At 40.8% G+C, this 17357-nt stretch carries 14 protein-coding genes and 2 pseudogenes; 4 read left to right on the top strand and 12 right to left on the bottom strand.

Going from position 1 to position 17357, the window contains the following annotated elements; genetic code table 11:
• Nucleotides 1–156: 156 nt before the first annotated feature.
• Together AC1D7X_RS07040 and AC1D7X_RS07035 are read left to right on the top strand one after the other, a co-directional pair.
• Nucleotides 157–396, top strand: a complete 240-nt coding sequence (locus tag AC1D7X_RS07040) for an EamA family transporter (RefSeq protein WP_495474904.1) — start codon at nt 157–159, stop codon at nt 394–396.
• A 90-nt stretch (nt 397–486) separates the two neighbouring features.
• Complete coding sequence (locus AC1D7X_RS07035; protein WP_495454989.1) at nt 487–1287, top strand: Cof-type HAD-IIB family hydrolase; 801 nt, start codon at nt 487–489, stop codon at nt 1285–1287.
• Nucleotides 1288–1369: 82 nt separating this feature from the next.
• Here the strand turns inward: AC1D7X_RS07035 and AC1D7X_RS07030 are convergent, their stop codons facing one another.
• Nucleotides 1370–2455, bottom strand: a complete 1086-nt coding sequence (locus AC1D7X_RS07030; protein WP_495474903.1) for a site-2 protease family protein — start codon at nt 2453–2455, stop codon at nt 1370–1372.
• A 269-nt stretch (nt 2456–2724) separates the two neighbouring features.
• Between AC1D7X_RS07030 and AC1D7X_RS07025 the strand changes: the two genes are divergently transcribed.
• The gene (locus AC1D7X_RS07025) at nt 2725–3819 is read left to right on the top strand and encodes a peptidylprolyl isomerase (protein WP_495454987.1); all 1095 of its coding nucleotides are present in this window, start codon (nt 2725–2727) and stop codon (nt 3817–3819) included.
• Nucleotides 3820–3908: 89 nt separating this feature from the next.
• Here AC1D7X_RS07025 and AC1D7X_RS07020 read toward each other — a convergent pair whose 3' ends face one another.
• The 9 genes and pseudogenes from AC1D7X_RS07020 to AC1D7X_RS06980 form a co-directional block, all read right to left on the bottom strand.
• Entirely contained in the window at nt 3909–5417 is a 1509-nt protein-coding gene (locus tag AC1D7X_RS07020) for an alpha-glucosidase/alpha-galactosidase (protein ID WP_495454986.1), read from the bottom strand.
• A 127-nt stretch (nt 5418–5544) separates the two neighbouring features.
• Nucleotides 5545–6444 carry an AraC family transcriptional regulator gene (locus AC1D7X_RS07015; protein WP_495454985.1) on the bottom strand — a complete coding sequence of 300 codons (900 nt, stop codon included), beginning with the start codon at nt 6442–6444 and terminating at the stop codon, nt 5545–5547.
• Nucleotides 6441–7232, bottom strand: coding sequence for an MBL fold metallo-hydrolase (locus AC1D7X_RS07010; protein ID WP_495454984.1), 792 nt, complete (start codon nt 7230–7232; stop codon nt 6441–6443). Before AC1D7X_RS07010 ends, AC1D7X_RS07015 begins: the two co-directional genes overlap by 4 nt.
• A gap of 326 nt (nt 7233–7558) precedes the next feature.
• Nucleotides 7559–8613, bottom strand: a pseudogene (locus tag AC1D7X_RS07005) (sulfate ABC transporter substrate-binding protein).
• A gap of 40 nt (nt 8614–8653) precedes the next feature.
• Nucleotides 8654–9718 (bottom strand): sulfate/molybdate ABC transporter ATP-binding protein, encoded by a 1065-nt coding sequence (locus AC1D7X_RS07000; RefSeq protein ID WP_495454982.1) that lies wholly within the window; start codon nt 9716–9718, stop codon nt 8654–8656.
• Between the two features lie 238 nt (nt 9719–9956).
• A pseudogene (locus AC1D7X_RS06995) lies at nt 9957–10490 on the bottom strand (ABC transporter permease); the annotation flags it as partial.
• A gap of 324 nt (nt 10491–10814) precedes the next feature.
• A complete protein-coding gene (locus tag AC1D7X_RS06990; protein WP_495454981.1) occupies nt 10815–11399 on the bottom strand; it encodes a TetR/AcrR family transcriptional regulator in 585 nt (194 codons plus the stop codon).
• A 5-nt stretch (nt 11400–11404) separates the two neighbouring features.
• Nucleotides 11405–12037: a YigZ family protein gene (locus AC1D7X_RS06985; RefSeq protein ID WP_495454980.1), complete on the bottom strand. Its 633-nt coding sequence runs from the start codon at nt 12035–12037 to the stop codon at nt 11405–11407.
• 193 nt (nt 12038–12230) lie between these two features.
• Entirely contained in the window at nt 12231–13586 is a 1356-nt protein-coding gene (locus AC1D7X_RS06980) for a glucose-6-phosphate isomerase (protein ID WP_495454979.1), read from the bottom strand.
• Nucleotides 13587–13774: 188 nt separating this feature from the next.
• Here AC1D7X_RS06980 and AC1D7X_RS06975 point away from each other — a divergent pair, with 188 nt between their 5' ends.
• Nucleotides 13775–14674, top strand: a complete 900-nt coding sequence (locus AC1D7X_RS06975) for an NAD(P)-dependent oxidoreductase (protein WP_495454978.1) — start codon at nt 13775–13777, stop codon at nt 14672–14674.
• 179 nt (nt 14675–14853) lie between these two features.
• Here the strand turns inward: AC1D7X_RS06975 and ppnP are convergent, their stop codons facing one another.
• Together ppnP and tkt are read right to left on the bottom strand one after the other, a co-directional pair.
• Nucleotides 14854–15165, bottom strand: coding sequence for a pyrimidine/purine nucleoside phosphorylase (gene ppnP, locus AC1D7X_RS06970; protein ID WP_495454977.1), 312 nt, complete (start codon nt 15163–15165; stop codon nt 14854–14856).
• 45 nt (nt 15166–15210) lie between these two features.
• Complete coding sequence (tkt, locus tag AC1D7X_RS06965; RefSeq protein WP_495454976.1) at nt 15211–17250, bottom strand: transketolase; 2040 nt, start codon at nt 17248–17250, stop codon at nt 15211–15213.
• Nucleotides 17251–17357 lie beyond the last annotated feature (107 nt).

Genomic DNA, 17357 nt, shown 5'->3' with positions numbered 1-17357 from the left:
ACCATCGTTACAACAGGAACACGAGCCCGTCCCCAATTCTATTCTGAGCCTCTATCCCTGCAAGGATGGCAGCTCTTTTTTTATCTATATTTCCTTGTTCAACCCCTATTTTTGCGATACAATTTGGTCACTTACTTCTATGAAAGGATATCACGTATGAACCGTTCTCATCTTGCTAACCTCAGCCTACTTCTTGTTGCTATGATGTGGGGCTCTACTTTTCTCATCGTTCAACATGCAGTTAGGGTACTTCCACCTCTCGCCTTTAACGGATTACGATTTCTTGGAGCCACCCTACTATTAGCTCTTATCATTAGTATTTTTCATCGTCATGAGTGGAAGCAACTTTCATGGAATCGGATGTATTTGTATTCTCACAGGTATGATTATTGCTGAATTGAAGTCGGCACCGAACACATCCATATCGAAATAGATTACAATAGAGTAAGACAGCACTATAAATAGATGTTTTAAGGAGAGAAATTCATGTATAAACTGATCGCAATTGATATCGACGACACATTGATTAATGACGACAAGGAAGTATTGCCATCCACACAACAAGCACTCGAACAAGCTGTAGCTAAAGATGTAGTTGTCACTCTTGCTACGGGGCGTGCTTATGCATCTGCGAAACATCTTGCACGTCAGACAGGTCTAAACGTCCCTATTATTACGTACCAAGGTGCCTTGATTAAGAATCTATTGGATGAAAAGGTCCTCTATGAACGTTTCGTACCGAAGGATGCTGCGCATAAACTATTTGATTACTGTATTGAACACGACCTACATGTACAGGTCTATATTGACGATAAACTATATGCAAGAGAAGAAAACCAAAAACTGATCGATTATTGTACACTGAATGGAACGCCTTACTTCATTGAACCTGATTTCATCAAAATGGTGGACCAACCTACACCTAAAATGCTAATCATTGATGATCCAGCTTATTTGGATGAGATATCCCCAGTTCTTCGTGAATTGTTGGGAGATCAAGTTCATATCACCAAATCAAAACCACATTTCTTAGAAATCATGCATCATGAAGGTACGAAAGGTCATGCCCTTACCTTCCTAGCTAATCATTTCAACGTTGAACTCTCGGATACAATCGCTATTGGCGACTCTTGGAATGATCATGAAATGTTAGAAGTCGCAGGTCTTGGTGTTGCTATGGGGAACGCCATTGATGCCCTCAAGGATATCGCGAATTATGTGACATTAAGCAACAATGAAGATGGCATCAAGCATGTCATTGATAAGTTCGTATTGAATGCAGAGTAAGTGAAATAGTAATAAAGTAGTTATATGAAAAAGGGGATGTCCAACAGTCATTAAATGACTATGGACACCCCCTTTATTTGTATTACACGTTAATATTACCTACGATATGTACGGAATACATCAGACCAATTAACACACATGCTAGTACCGCATAACTTATTCCAAATTTCCAACGAGACGATAACGGTACATCATAATACTTATCATTCTCATAACGGATATACTCTACTTCGCAGTTAATCTTAATACGATAATCCTCAGGTGTTCGTTGAAGTTCTAGACCATTCACAAGAACACTAACAAGAACCCTCTTAATGATCCCCTGCTGTGGCATAGAAATGGTACCTTGGAAATCCATACTAGCCCACTCTGTTTTAACATATTGCCGTTGTTCATCCAAATTACTATAAGTACTGAAGGGTAACTCTCTTTTATGCTCAGGTCCAGGGATTATAGCTCCTTGAGCATATACATGTTCTACGGGCACAAAGAAAATAGCATTTGCAGACTCAACTACACTTCTATTCCGATCTTTGACATACTTCTTATACAAATCGTATGCAAATAAAGCCCATATAACAAAAAATATAATCGAACGCAAATAAATAATGACGCCTAGTCCCCCAATCAATCCTACAAGCCACAACCATCTTGAAACTGCCGTAGCAATTCTACCCCCATCTAGCGGATGGATAGGCAATAGATTGATCAAGTTAAGGAAGAAACCAATATAGGCTAGTGAATACAATAAGGGACTGTCCATAAGATAAGCAGCCAGGAATACGCCAGCTGCACCTAATGATCCTAGCAATGGACCCCCGAATGCGATGTACGCCTCCGTCTTAGCATCTAACGGATTCTTTTTCATCGTAATCATCGCACCAAGAAAGGGAATAAACAACGGTGCAGATACCGGTAGACCTTGTCGTTTCGCTGCCAATACATGACCCATCTCATGAATGAATAACAACCCGACAATCCCCAACGCGAATCCCCATGGATAGATCAATGCATACGCACCTATTGAAATGGCCATAGATACTATGGCACCACCAAGCTTACCGAACTTCAGAAGTGCTAATAGCGACTTACCCTTTACAAGCAGAAGTGCTACCGTACTTCCTATGTACATGAACCGAGAATCCTTTTTCTTCTCTTTATTCTGCAACTGTATTCTCCCTCACAATCTCTCGGATTACATTTTCTAGTAATATTTAGATAATATCATATGGATTAAGATGAGTAAAACAAGCCAATATCACGAGGTTTCCCCTCTTTTTGCAAACTACAAATATACAATCTCTAGTAAATCATGGTAGTCTTATGTTATTATAATAGATTACAGTCAACGACAAAAATGATACATATACATAGACAACTTTAGATGACATGTAATCCTACGTGAAACCATTATACGAATGAGGAGTTTTGTAAACCATGAGAATTAACAAAAAAAGAAGTATGGTCATTCTAGCTTCAGCTCTAGTTCTATCAGGCACAGTGATGGCCAACAGTACTTATGCCCAACAAGCTACGAAAACACTGAAAGCCATCTATAACAATATCAAAATAGTGTATAACGGCAAAACAATTACTTCCGCTACCAATGCAGAAGCCTTTACGATCGACGGAACTACCTATGTACCCCTACGTATGGCTGGTGAAGCTCTAGGCAAGAACGTCCAATGGGATGCAGCAAATAAACAGGTCAAGTTCACAGATCAAGAAGTTGTACCTGAGAACTCGGCTGTAGCTACAGTAAATGGTGTCGTGATTACAAAGGAAAAACTATATAACGAGTTGATTTCACTTGGCGGTGCACAAACTTTAGATAACCTTATTACAGAAGAACTTGTTGAGCAAGCAGCTACTAAGGCAAATATCACGGTTTCGAATGAGGAAATCACTGCTGAAGTCAATAAAGTTAAAAAGGACTTCTCAACTGAGGATGAATTTAATGAAGCACTAATCCAATCAGATATGACATTAAATGATCTAAAAGACGAAATGAACATGCAGGTAAAAATGAGTAAATTAGTAGGACCAAACGTAAAGGTAACCACCGCCGATATCAAGCAATACTTCTTAGACTATCCAGGTGAGTTTGACACAGAAGAGGAAATTCGTGCTTCGCATATTCTAGTAGACTCTAAAGAAGAAGCGACCAGTATTCTGAAAGAACTCCAAGGTGGAGCAGATTTCTCTAAGCTTGCTAAAGCGAAGTCCTTAGACACGGGTACTAACTCCGACGGTGGAGATTTGGGCTTCTTCGCTCGCGGTACCATGGTAGATTCCTTCGAAACAGCGGCATTCGCTCTTAAAAAGGGTCAAATTAGTGCTGTTGTTGAATCAGACTATGGATTCCACATCATTAAAGTTACCGATCGCACAGATGGGCATACAGCAACGTTAGAAGAAGTATCTGCAGAAATCAAAGAAATCCTAATCGATGAACAGATGTCAACCTTAAGTTCAACTTTGTTGGATGAACTTAAGGCTAAAGCTAACATCACTAATATATTGAATAAATAACATACGAATTATAGCAACAGAGATTACGACGATTAAATAGGTATCTTGTACACCTTATGGGTGTATCAGATACCTATTTTTAAACTTCACTACTGAATTACTTTAGCTCTATCTTTACCTTTATCTGCTTCGCCTGCGTTCTTGTTCGCAGCCTCACGATCCAGTTGCATTTCTTCTACTGTTTTCACTTTTAGTCGAGCTGCTCCTTGATACCCTTCTTTGGTTGGGATAAGTGCACCTGAAGCCAATCGTTCTTTCGATGCTGTGATTGCCTTACTATATTGCGGAAGCCATGCTTCTTGAGCAACAAGCATCTCATCAACCATCTGCCATATTTCCTTCGGATTACATACGGCACCCACAAGAGGATCCATCATGAACGCCTGTCGAAGTAACTGGTCATCCCCGTGCACAGCTGCTTCTACCGCTAAACGTTGTACCGAAATACTCACATTACACACAGCTGCTGGGCCTAATGGGATCTCTCCTACCAATGGCATTGCGATACCGTTACGATCTACATAACCTGGTGCTTCAATAATGGCATCACTCGGTAGATTAGAAATAATACCCTGATTGATCATATTAAAGTGACCACGATATACTCTACCCGTCTCAAGTCCTTCAATAATATACGAACCATGCTCTTCACTACGCTCTTCCTGCTTATATGCATAGGGATCTTCCTTCATCCAATTTGGAAAGTCCGTCTCGAACCAAGTGCGACCTTCCGTACAGACACGAAGATAACCACCTGTCTCTCCATTAATCCAATTGCCGAGATCAATCCACTCTTCAATTTCATTCGAGCGTTTTCTATACCAAGGGACATATTCACTCAAATGTCCATTCGATTCCGTACTGTAGTATCCGAAGCGCCGTAACATATCAATTCTAACCTTTTCTGTTCTACTGAAATCTTCATGCTTCTCAAAGGCTTCTAATAACTGCCCCGTCAGATCTTCGCCTTTATGACCAATCTGAACATACCATGTCTGATGATTAATCCCCGCGCAGATAATGTCTACCTCTTTCTTATCTAGACCAAATACTTCTGCAATTTGTGAATGTCCACCTTGCACGCCATGACAGAGACCCACCGTTTGAACCCCACCATACTTGTTACACGCCCACGTTAGCATGGCCATTGGATTAGCATAATTTAATAGAAGTACATCTTTCGCCGCCACCTCACGGATATCCTTACAAATGTTCAACATTTCTGCAATACCCCGTTGACCATACATGATTCCGCCTGCGCATAATGTATCCCCTACACACTGATCAACCCCATATTTCAAAGGAATATCTACATCCGTTGCGAAGGCTTCAAGCCCACCTACACGAATGGTACAAATCACATATTTAGCATCTTTCAACGCCACTCTGCGATCTGTAGAAGATTGAATCTTTATGTCTAGACCGTTCTCATGTATATCTCTCTGACATAGCTCAGTTACCATACTTAAGTTATGTGAATTAATATCCGTAAAAGCAACCTCGATGTGTTCAAATTCAGGTACTGATAGAAGATCTCGAAGTAACCCACGCGTAAATCCAATACTACCTGCACCAACAAATGCAATTTTAAATGACATGAAAACTACTCCCTCCAAGCTGAAATATCAGGTTAATCTGATAACTTGATTGTATCAGCTCACTTTAGGAAAGCGTTATCAAATTCATTACTTCTTTATTAGATTTGTGTCAACAATCCTCACCTTTTCAGGATCGAATGTGATCATCAGAATGCGACGATTTACGATATTCTACGGGTGTCATCCCTGTATGCTTCTTAAACATCATGTGTAGATACTGGCGACTTCCAATGCCAACGTAGTCAGCAATATCAGCAATTGGAATTTCTGTCTGTCGTAATAACATCTGCGTTTTTTCCATTCGAAAAGAATTCAAGTACACCATAATGGATATTCCCATCTTCATCTTGAATACTCTCTGCAAATAACCTGGATGCAAATTGATAGCCTCGGCAACATCCTTAATCTGAACGTTGCGATCATAGTTCTGATGAAGATATTCTATGCATTGTTGAACATACTTTCCTTGTATCCCTAAGGATCCCATGGCCATATTCTCTTGATGTAATCTCGCAATCCGTATCAGAAGTTGAGCCAATAGAATCTGAGCCATAGGTTCAAATCCCGATGAACTTGCATCAAGCTCAACGACTAGACTTCTAAGAACATGGTGAATATCTTGATACTCACGGAGTACGAGGAAGGAAACGGGATCATGAAATAATGCAGCAAGTGCTTCCTCCCGTTCCGCCAGTTGTTTCATCGATGGAAACAACTGGCCATTAGATAACGTGAATCGAAATTCTATATTCAGCATTCGGCAAGTATCCGCTACCAACAACCGGTGAGGAACATCACCATTCAGAATGATGAATTCCCCTTTCTTCAGCGTCACTTTGGAGCTATTCACACCTTCAAATAACACCTCTACAGAACAGACACCATCGATGACATACATAATCTCCGAAGCCTCGTGAGTATGGAATGACATATCGAAGGATTTCCATTCTTTATAATAATAAGCAATCACCTCTGGATGGTAATCATCAACCATCAGTAGCTCAGAAAATAAGCCACATCCATTCATTCTTCATGTTCATCCTTCCAAGTTAGATCAACTTCCAGACCCGTGAGCGCTAATGTCACTTCAGGCGGAAGTGGATACGATTGATTTAGATCAACATCATGAGACATATGTGTATAGATCACTTTTCGAGAATGAATTTCTTGCAACAATACTCCCGCTTCTGTCATATCGTATACCGAACGTGTTGAGAATTCAGCCGTTTCATGATAGAAGCTAGTCCCAAGCACTAGCAAATCTAAGCCGAATAAAGGTTCTTTCTCCCGATCATTCAGGTTAATAGAATCTGAGCAATATCCCCACACATACCCATCCTTTTCAAGCCGATAAGCGTAAGAAAATCCATTCTTTCCGTGGCAGACCTTCCATCCCTGGATATCCCACCCGCCTAATTGTATCCCTTGATCTATAGCTATTAATTCAATATGATTCTTTAACCAAGGAAATTGGGCTACAATGTCTGCTATTACTTCGCTCGGTGCGTACAGTTGACCCTTTCTTCCTGTCCAGCGACAAGCATCTGCCCATTCAGGTAATCCTGCGATATGATCGAAATGTGCATGTGTGATCAGTACCTGTTCTGTTATTCGTTCACCCAGAGTCTCCATTTGTCTACGCCAATCCGGTCCACAGTCAATGAGAAAAGAACCCCATTCTCCCTCAACCCTAACGGATGATCTCAGTCTATGATTCAATCCATTCTTCCTTGCCTCCGTACATACACTACATTCACAATAAACGCGTGGAACCCCCATAGCGTCGCCTGTTCCTAGAAATACTAACCTATCCATGCTGTATCTTCTCCTTATGCTTCTAACACATCTTCTGTTTAATTCTATTATAATTCATAACCTTCCTTTAGCAAAAAAGAAGGTGCAGACGCTACGCGAACGAACCGTTGTTCCAATCGCTGTGATCTCCAGATTTTTTTCATTCCCCTTAACGGTGAAAATCCGGAGACCAAGGCGACCGCTACCGCTTTTTCACAATCGTTCCGTCCTCTCCGCTGCTTTTAGCATTTCTAACATTTTCTTTAAAAGAAAAAAAAGAAATCCCCCTTAAAAAGGGGTGATTTCCTTGTAACATTTCATATACCGTGCCAACCTTCACGTTAATGTTAGATTCCTGCTAACACTTGATACCATACACCCCGTTTAGAATATATTGTATCCCTGACTTGGGCCCATCCACCAAGGTACTCAATATCAAATAATCCCTCGGGTTGCGGATAACTTCTCTCATTCTCAGCATACACCACGTCATTCACCGAACGAAATCCATGCTTCGAGAATATTCTTTGTGCGTCTTCACTCCACAGGTAGGTTACAAAAGCTTCTGCTAGCTCCCGTGTATCATGTTTATCGGCGTATTTATGAACCACAGCCGCTGGGTTCTCGATAAGTATCGTGTTGCGTGGCACAATGATATCATATTTTTTACCCTTTTGTATCCGTGCAAGAAGTTCGTTCTCATAGGTCACAATGACATCACCGACACCATATTCAAATGCTGCCATGGACGACCTACCGCTCTTATCCAGTGACTCTACATTCTCATGGACTTGTTCAAGAAATTGTTAGCAACCCCGGGATCCTTCTTCCCATGTTCCTCAGACATTTTCAATCCCGCACCATATATCGCATTAATGTCCCACTGTGCTCCACCCGAAGTTTTGGGATTGGGATACAATACCTTCACACCTGGTTTCGTTAAATCACTGAAGTCTTGTATTTCCAAGAGGGTTCCCTTCGCGCGTCCCTAATACAACAATAGACCGAGTGACCATTCCCTTCTCAGGTTTGCTCTTCCAATCCGTATCCACTAGTTCAGCCTGAATCAATTTGTCTATATCGCCTTCCATAGCAAGGAGGGTTACATCTGCTTCGAACCCTCCTACAATGGAGCGTGCCTGAGTACCTGAAGCTTCATAAGATTCTTGAAATTTGACACTTTGCCCAGTCTTTTCTTTCCATTCCTGTTGAAACAACGGTAGAATCTCGGTTAAAGCATCCTTTGCCACACTATATGCTCCAATGACAAGAGTCTTCTCTCCATCTCTACAGGTTCTGTGGTAGAAGAGGGTAGTTCATTACGGCTACAACCTATAACCAGACAACTCATAACCATTAACATCATAGTGAAGTATGCGTAACGACTAGATATCTTCTTCATCATTTCGTTCTCCCTCTCCCCTTCCCACACACAATACCTCTTAGATCATGATGGAAATAGGAATATCCTTCAACCTATTCTCCATAATCCAGCTCCGTTCATCATTGAACAAGTAAGCACGGTGAACCAGTACTCGAACTTCCTGACCTATACTTAATGTTTCTTTCTCAAGTGAACGATAAGTGATCAGCTTATGACCTGCTACTTCTACTTCTACAAGCCATTCACTACCACGAAAATGTAAATGTCGGATCATCCCCTCTTCCGTTGCGGAAGCAAGAATGAATTCATGTTCATGGCCTACTTCAATATATTCGGGTCTAATTAAAGCACGTGTTCCCAAGTATTGATTCGCTTGTTCAAACCCCTTTAATTCCGATATATGATCAATCACTGTAGATTCACCAATAAAAGTCGCTACAAATGGTGTCTTCGGTTCTTTATATATGTCCCAAGGTGTGCCCTTCTGTTCAACACGCCCTTGATTAATAATCATAATTTCATCGGCTACTTCAATAGCTTCATCTTGGTCATGCGTCACAAAAATAGAGGTAATCCCTACACGTTCAATTAAGTCTCTAAGCCATGTACGAAGCTCCTGTCGGATCTTAGCATCAATAGCAGCGAAAGGTTCATCTAACAACAATAATTGGGGTTCAGGAGCTAACGCACGTGCAAAAGCAACACGCTGGCGTTGCCCACCGGACAATTGATGAGGATAACGTTTCTCAAATCCGCTGAGTCCAGTTAACTCAACCAGTTCCATAACTCTACTCTTCACTTTGGTATGAGGTAACTTCTTCACTTTCAATCCAAATGCGATATTATCGTATACTGTCATATGCTTAAACAATGCATAATTCTGAAATACGAACCCGATCCCTCGTTCTTGAGGCGGGAGTGCATTCACCAATTTCCCATGAAAGCGAATTTCACCAGAATCTAGACTTTCTAACCCTGCTAACATTCGTAATATCGATGTTTTACCACCACCGCTTGGTCCCAACAATCCAATCAGATGACCTTTAGCGATATCGAAACTTACATCATTTACAGCATGGAAATCGCCAAAATGTTTGTTTAGATTGCGGACTTCTATATGCATATTAGGACACACCCTTTCTTTTCTTCGTCCATTCCATCATAAGCAACAGTCCAATAGAAGTAGCTGCAAGTACAAGAGCCACACTATTAGCAGCCATCACATTGAAATTCTCTACATCCTGGTACACAAGCGTAGTTGCAGTCTGAGTCTTATACTATTTAAAAAGCCCTTGATCTTGCGACTAATCCAATGGCTTCTAACCAAGTAGATCGCCATCATTACCCCAAAGAGCGTGTCCTGTTGCCCCCATCGTATAAGCAGCTTCTTCTTCCGATGGATCAATTTCTTCTAATAATGGCTGTACGGCTCGAATCACAAAAGGAAATGTAACAAATACCATCGCGATCACAATAGCGGGTTGATGAAATACAATTTCAAACCCTAACGATTCTGCTATGGAACCAACCATGCTTCCAGGACCTAATAATAATAGGATCATTAGACCTCCAACAGCAGTGGGTAGTGCGAATGGTAAATCCACTAAGCTATTCAAGAATGACCTACCGAAGAAAGTATACCTAATTAATACCCATGCAATCATTGTCCCTATAACCACATTGATTAAGGTAGAAATAATGGCCAATTTCACAGTTAGGAGAACAGATTTCCCTGCAATGGGATCACTTACACTCTCTACGAACATCGACCATCCAAGGGAAAATGAATTATAATAAACCCCTAATAAAGGCAACACAATAAGTAACATAAAATATAAAAGAACCGTACTTCGAAATCCCCATATCCATCCCTTGTGCTGTAAAATCGTGTTCATAATTCATTCCCCCTGCCTCCAAATTTGTTTTTGGTCGGCTAATCGAGTCAACGTTAATACCCATTAAACCACTGGGTTTTATAATTATAAGTACTTTACCAAATATTTACTCTAATCGTCAACAGTTTTATTATCTCATTAGTTATTACTCCCCAAGATTTGAAGATCGATTATATTAACCATACCAAACAGGCGATGAACGAGCATTCACTAGCTTGCTCGTTCATCGCCTTTGTATTTACATCGCTATCTTTAGTGCAGTACCGCAATAATGTTATACCGCGACATCAATTAAACGCCTAAAAGTGTATGGACGTCATTAGATCACCTTAAATTGCGACATATCATTCGAACATGAGAAAAGGCTAATGGCTTAATGTCTTCATAGGTGACACGATTCTGAATATAATAGGATATGAATCCATGTAGTGATAAGAATAATGTCCGTGGTAATGACTCTGGTTCCTCTCCAACATGTCCACCATCTTGTAAATAGCTGAGAACAATGGATGTGAATAATTCAAAGCAACGATCTTGTTCCGTACGACAGTATGAAAGCAATTCCTCATCGCGAATCATAAACATAATCTCATATTGATGAGGGCTGTTCATACCAAATGATACAAATTCCATCATGAAGTATTCCAGCTTTGACAGTTCTTCTGTTTCTTGTACTCTCGATGCTTGAATCAAACGATGAGCGAGATGTGCGAAGTCCTCTACCACTATAGCGTAAAATAACTCTGCTTTCTCTTTAAAATGATAATATAAAGAGCCATGGCTATAACCAAGGTGCTGACCTATACTACGCATTGAAATGGCGCGATATCCCTTTGTAATAAATAGATTTCTAGCGGCTTCCAAAATCCGTTCCCTCGATAATTCCTGTTCCACTGCTCTTCTGGCCATAGACGTTATTCCCCTTCAATATAATAAAGCTGTTCTCCCTCCGAGATTAGGGATTGACCCTGAGTTAAGTCAATCATCCATGACTTAAACGTCTCCGCTTCACTATTCTTTGGAAGACATGTTAGCATGACCTTATCTGTAAAGAAGGTTTCTCCCATTCTAACCTCTTTATTCCGCAGTTCATTCTCCACCTTACCTAGCCAAGTATAATCTACTTCTACGAAAATTTGCCGATGTAGAACACGAGTAATGACTTCCCCTGCTTCAATTGCAACGACAGCACCATCCGTATACGCCCGAATTAATCCCCCAGCACCTAGCATTATCCCACCAAAATAACGAGTTACTACAATCGCAACATTACTTAACCCTTGATTGCGGATAACTTCAAGAATAGGTTTCCCTGCTGTTCCACTAGGCTCACCATCATCAGATTGCTTCTGAATCTCATTTCTCTCGCCAATCATATAAGCTGAACAGTTATGCGTTGCATTCCAGTTTTGCTTCTTGATATCTTCAATAAATGTATTAGCTTCCGATTCAGTCTGCACAGGCATAATATGGCCGATGAATCTTGACTTCTTAATGACTATTTCTTTAGATCCTGATCCTCGTACCGTCTTATAACTTTCAATCATACCGTAACCCTTCCCTAAAATACTAAGAAAATCAGGACATCCTACTCAAAGATAGGACGATCCTGCTTTAATAAAGAACATATGAACATCCTATATTCTTATATTTCAAGAAAGCAGTTCCCCGAATATGGTGCAACCGGTGAACTGCTTCTTAATCTTTGTAGGTATTCTATTTCATTTATTTAGAACAAGCCTATTCTGTAAGTCTAGCTTCAAGTTCTGCCTTTTCTTTCTCATACCCTGGTTTACCAAGTAATGCGAACATATTCTTCTTATATGCTTCAACACCTGGTTGGTCAAATGGATTAACGCCTTGTAGATATCCACTAATTCCGACTGCCTTTTCAAAGAAATATACGAGATATCCGAAAGAATAAGGTGTCATATTCGGAACCGTTACAATCAGGTTAGGAACTTGTCCATCTGTATGAGCAAGCATCGTACCTTGGAATGCCTTTTTGTTCACGAAATCCATTGTTTTACCTGCCAAGAAGTTCAATCCATCCAAATCGTCAGGATCGCTCTCAATCGTAATATGTTCTGCTACTTCTTCTACCTGAATAATGGTCTCAAAGATATTACGGCTACCTTCTTGGATAAATTGTCCCATCGAATGTAGATCTGTTGAGAAATCAACAGATGCAGGGAAGATTCCTTTATAATCCTTACCTTCACTTTCTCCGAACAATTGCTTCCACCATTCAGATACATAGTGTAGAGATGGCTCGTAGTTTACAAGGATTTCAATGGCTTTACCTTTACGATATAAAGCGTTACGAACTGCTGCATATTGGTAACTCATGTTCTCAGCTACGTTAGGGTTACTGAATTCCTTGGATGCGTCAGCAGCACCTTGCATCATTTCTTCAATGTTAATGCCAGCTGTAGCAATCGGTAATAGACCCACTGGTGTTAGAACAGAGAATCGTCCACCCACATCATCTGGAATAATGAAGGATTCATATCCTTCTTCATTCGCAAGTTTCTTCAGGGCACCTTTTTCTTTATCTGTTGTAGCATAAATCCGTTTGCGAGCTTCCTCTTTACCATATTTCTTCTCTAGATCAGCACGGAATACGCGGAATGCCACTGCAGGTTCTGTAGTTGTACCCGATTTGGAGATAACATTGACGGAATAATCTTTACCCTCAACAAGATCCAATAGATGCGTAATGTACGTTGAACTAATATTATTACCCGCGAAATAAATTTCAGGAGTTTTGCGTTTATCTTTAGGAAGCATGTTGTAGAACGAATGGGAGAGTGCTTCAATAGCAGCTCTAGCACCTAAGTATGAACCGCCAATCCCAATGACGATAAGTACTTCAGAGTCGCTTTGAATCTTCTTAGCGGCTTTCTGAATGCGAGCAAATTCTTCTTTATCATATTGTGTGGGTAGGTCAATCCAACCAAGTGCGTCTGATCCAACCCCTGTCCCATTGTGCAATTGCTCATGAGCAAGTTTGATCGGTTCAGCTAAATAGTCAATTTCATGTTGATTAATGAATGATAAAGCCTTGGTGTAGTCAAAATTAATTTTGTTAGACATAAGTAATGGTAACCTCCTGAATTTTATATATAATCCGTAAACCTTCTTTAAACTAGAATACTTCAAAATCATGGCACTGACAAGGTTCCATAGGATCATTTGGACTTATTCGAGCTACCCATGGATTGTACCAGAAGCTCGTGTTAAAATAAATGAAGTTTGTAACTTAAATAGAGAAGGTGATTCTTGTGAAAAAGATCGGGTTTATAGGACTGGGAACGATGGGATTACCCATGGCATCTAATCTAATTAACAAAGGATTCGAAGTTACGGTCTACAATCGTACCGTTTCCAAATGCCACCCCCTGTTAGATCGGGGAGCTACTCTAGCGTCAACTCCACGAGAAGCTACTGCAGGTAAAGACGTTGTGATCACCATGGTAAGTAATGATGATTCGATTCGCAGCATTTATTACGGTGAAGATGGTATTCTACAATCGGTGTCTAGTGGGTCAACCGTTATTGATTGCAGTACCATTTCTCCAGATCTCGTTAAGCAATTGGCTACTGAGGTTAATGAACGAGATGCAAAATTCCTAGATGCTCCTGTTACAGGTAGCAAACCAGCTGCCATCAACGGAACACTTGTCTTTATGGTCGGAGGTAATGCTGAAGTCATTGCTAAAGAAGCCGACATCTTCGATGCATTAGGTAAAAAGATTCTCCACATGGGACCCAATGGTAGCGGTGCCGTTGCCAAGTTAGCGCATAACACTGTAGTAGGTATTAACAATCTAGCTTTAATTGAGGGTTTATCCATCGCTTCAAAATCAGGTATTCCTGCAGGCACGTTCCTAGAACTTGTTCAATTAGGATCTGCCGGTAGTAAAGCCGCCGATCTCAAAGGACGTAAAATTATCGATCATGATTTCAGCAATCAATTCTCATTACAACTCATGCTGAAAGATCTAAAGCTTGCCTCTTCGCTCACAGACTCTATTGGTGTTCCTACACCCATGCTGAACCTAGCCAAAAGCTTGTTCCAAACAGGACAAAGCGAAGGCTTCGGCGAAGAAGATCTCTCTGCCGTCGTGAAATGTTACGAAGCATGGCTCGGTCATACCATTGCTGGTAAACCACTTCAGTAATTACTAGTTAGTCTTTAGTCATCTTTGAATCTTTATTCGTGGTAATAAAAAGGGTATGCCCGGAGTATTCTCCAGGCTTACCCTTTTTACTTTTATTTAAGTGTTGAATAAAGTCGAATACCCCTTATTTTATTCAACGTCCGTGTAATTGAAGTCCAGTCTAATTCACTGGACTTCAATTACACGTAAGAGCAGCAATAGTCCGTTACACTGTGGATTTCAAGTTTGAACTTCGATTGTCCAGGCACATGAAACGTGCCTGTTCCTTGAATCTTCTGCCACTCACTTGACCCTGGCAACATCACGTCCAGATCACCTGAAAGGATCTCCATGATCTCTGGTGCATCAGTACCGAACTCATAAGTACCTGGCATCATAATACCTAGTGTTACTTTCGCACCACCATCTAATATAACAGTACGGCTTGTGACTTTACCGTCATAATATACATTGGCAGCCTTAACAATTGTGGCATTGCTGAACTGTGACATGAAGACATCACTACTCCCTTATTCAATTAAAATATACGGTTGCGATTATAGAAGCGCTTTGACACGGCTAACAACATTCTCAACTGTAAATCCGTATTCCTTCATTACACGGTCTCCAGGTGCAGATGCTCCGAATGTAGAGATAGCTAGAATATCACCTTGATCTCCAACATATTTCTCCCATCCAAGTGGGTAAGCCATTTCAACCGCAAGGCGAGCTTTCACTTCTGGCAAGATGACAGAATCCTTATAAGCTTTATCTTGTTTCTCGAATAGATCCCAGCTTGGCATACTGATAACACGTACTTCAATGCCTTCTTTAGCCAATTCTTCTTGAGCTTTAACTGCAAGTTGAACTTCAGAACCCGTAGCAATAATCTGTGCAACTGGTTTGCCATTCTTCGCATCAGCTACAACATAAGCACCACGTTTAATTCCTTCACGTGCGCCTTCTACAGATGCAGCAAGGATTGGAAGATTCTGACGAGTCAATACAAGAGCTACCGGATTAGAAGTATTCTCAACTGTATAAGCCCATGCAGCAGAAGTCTCATTAGCATCAGCAGGACGGATAACCGTTAGACCTGGGATAATACGTAGAGATGCTAATTGCTCGATAGGTTCATGTGTAGGACCATCTTCACCTACAGCGATACTATCATGTGTAAGTACATACGTTACTGGAAGACTCATGATGGATGCAAGACGGACAGCTGGACGTAAATAATCGGTAAACACGAAGAATGTTCCTCCGAAAATCTTAAGCCCTTTGTGTAGCGCAATACCATTCATTGCAGCAGCCATACCAAACTCACGTACACCATAATACACGTTGCGGCCATCATAACTTTCAGCTGTGAATGATTCTAGACCATTCAAGTGAGTCATTGTTGAACTTTCCAAGTCAGCAGATCCACCTAGAAGCTGTGGTACATTACCAACTAGACCATTCAAAGCATTACCTGAAGCAACACGTGTGGAGACTGCTTTGTCTTCAGTAGTATATTTAGGAAGGTCTTTATCCCAACCTTCAGGAAGTTTCTCTGCAACAGCATTCTCAAATTGTGCTGCAAGCTCAGGATAAGCTTTTTTGTAGTTAGCAAATTCCTTTTCCCATGCTTGGTAAGTAGCAATACCATGTTCTTTTACTTTATCGAAGTGTTCGCGAACTTCTTGTGGCACATAGAAATCTTCTTCATATACCCATTTGTAAGCTTCTTTAGTTAACTTCACTTCTTCAGCGCCTAGTGGAGATCCGTGAGTACCACCATGTCCACCTTTACCTTGTTTGTTCGGGCTACCATAACCAATGACCGTTTTCACTTCGATCAACGTTGGGCGGTTCGTATCAGCTTGTGCTTCTTGAATTGCTTTCTCAATAGCAGGAAGATCATTACCGTCTTCTACGCGCAATACTTGCCAACCGTAAGCTTCAAAGCGTTTTTGAACATTTTCAGAGAATGACAAGTTTAACTTACCATCCAAAGAAATATCATTGGAATCATAAAGAGTGATCAATTTACCTAGTTTAAGATGCGCAGCAAGTGAAGCAGCTTCACTAGAGATCCCTTCCATCAAATCGCCGTCACCACAAATAGCATAGGTGAAATGGTCAACAACTTTGTAGTTTTCTTTGTTATAAGTTGCACCAAGTTGTGCTTCAGCCATAGCCATACCAACAGCCATACCAATACCTTGACCTAGAGGACCTGTTGTAGCGTCTACACCAGCTGTGTGACCATACTCAGGATGTCCTGGAGTCAAGCTTCCCCATTGGCGGAAATTCTTCAATTCTTCCATTGGAAGATCATAACCACTTAGGTGTAATAAGCTATACAATAACATCGAACCATGTCCAGCAGACAATACGAAACGGTCACGGTTAATCCATGTTGGTTGATCAGGGTTGTGGTTCATTGTTTTCGCGAATAGTTGATACCCCATTGGAGCAGAACCCATTGGCATACCTGGGTGTCCAGAATTCGCTTTCTCAATAGCATCAATAGCCAAAGTACGAATCGTTGTAATGGATAAATTATCGATTGTGTTGTTCGCTTCTTTGTTAATTACTTCATTGTTATTCATGTTTATCCTCCTCTTACATCTGTTAATTCGGAAATGACGGAGCTTCCATAATGTGTTTCCCGTGCTATATTATGAAATAAATCCGCTTGAATGTTTCAATATGACTT

The organism is Paenibacillus sp. Y568, from assembly GCF_059445545.1.
The sequence above is the reverse complement of the archived record's forward strand: the minus strand, read 5'-3'. Positions and strand labels throughout refer to the sequence as shown.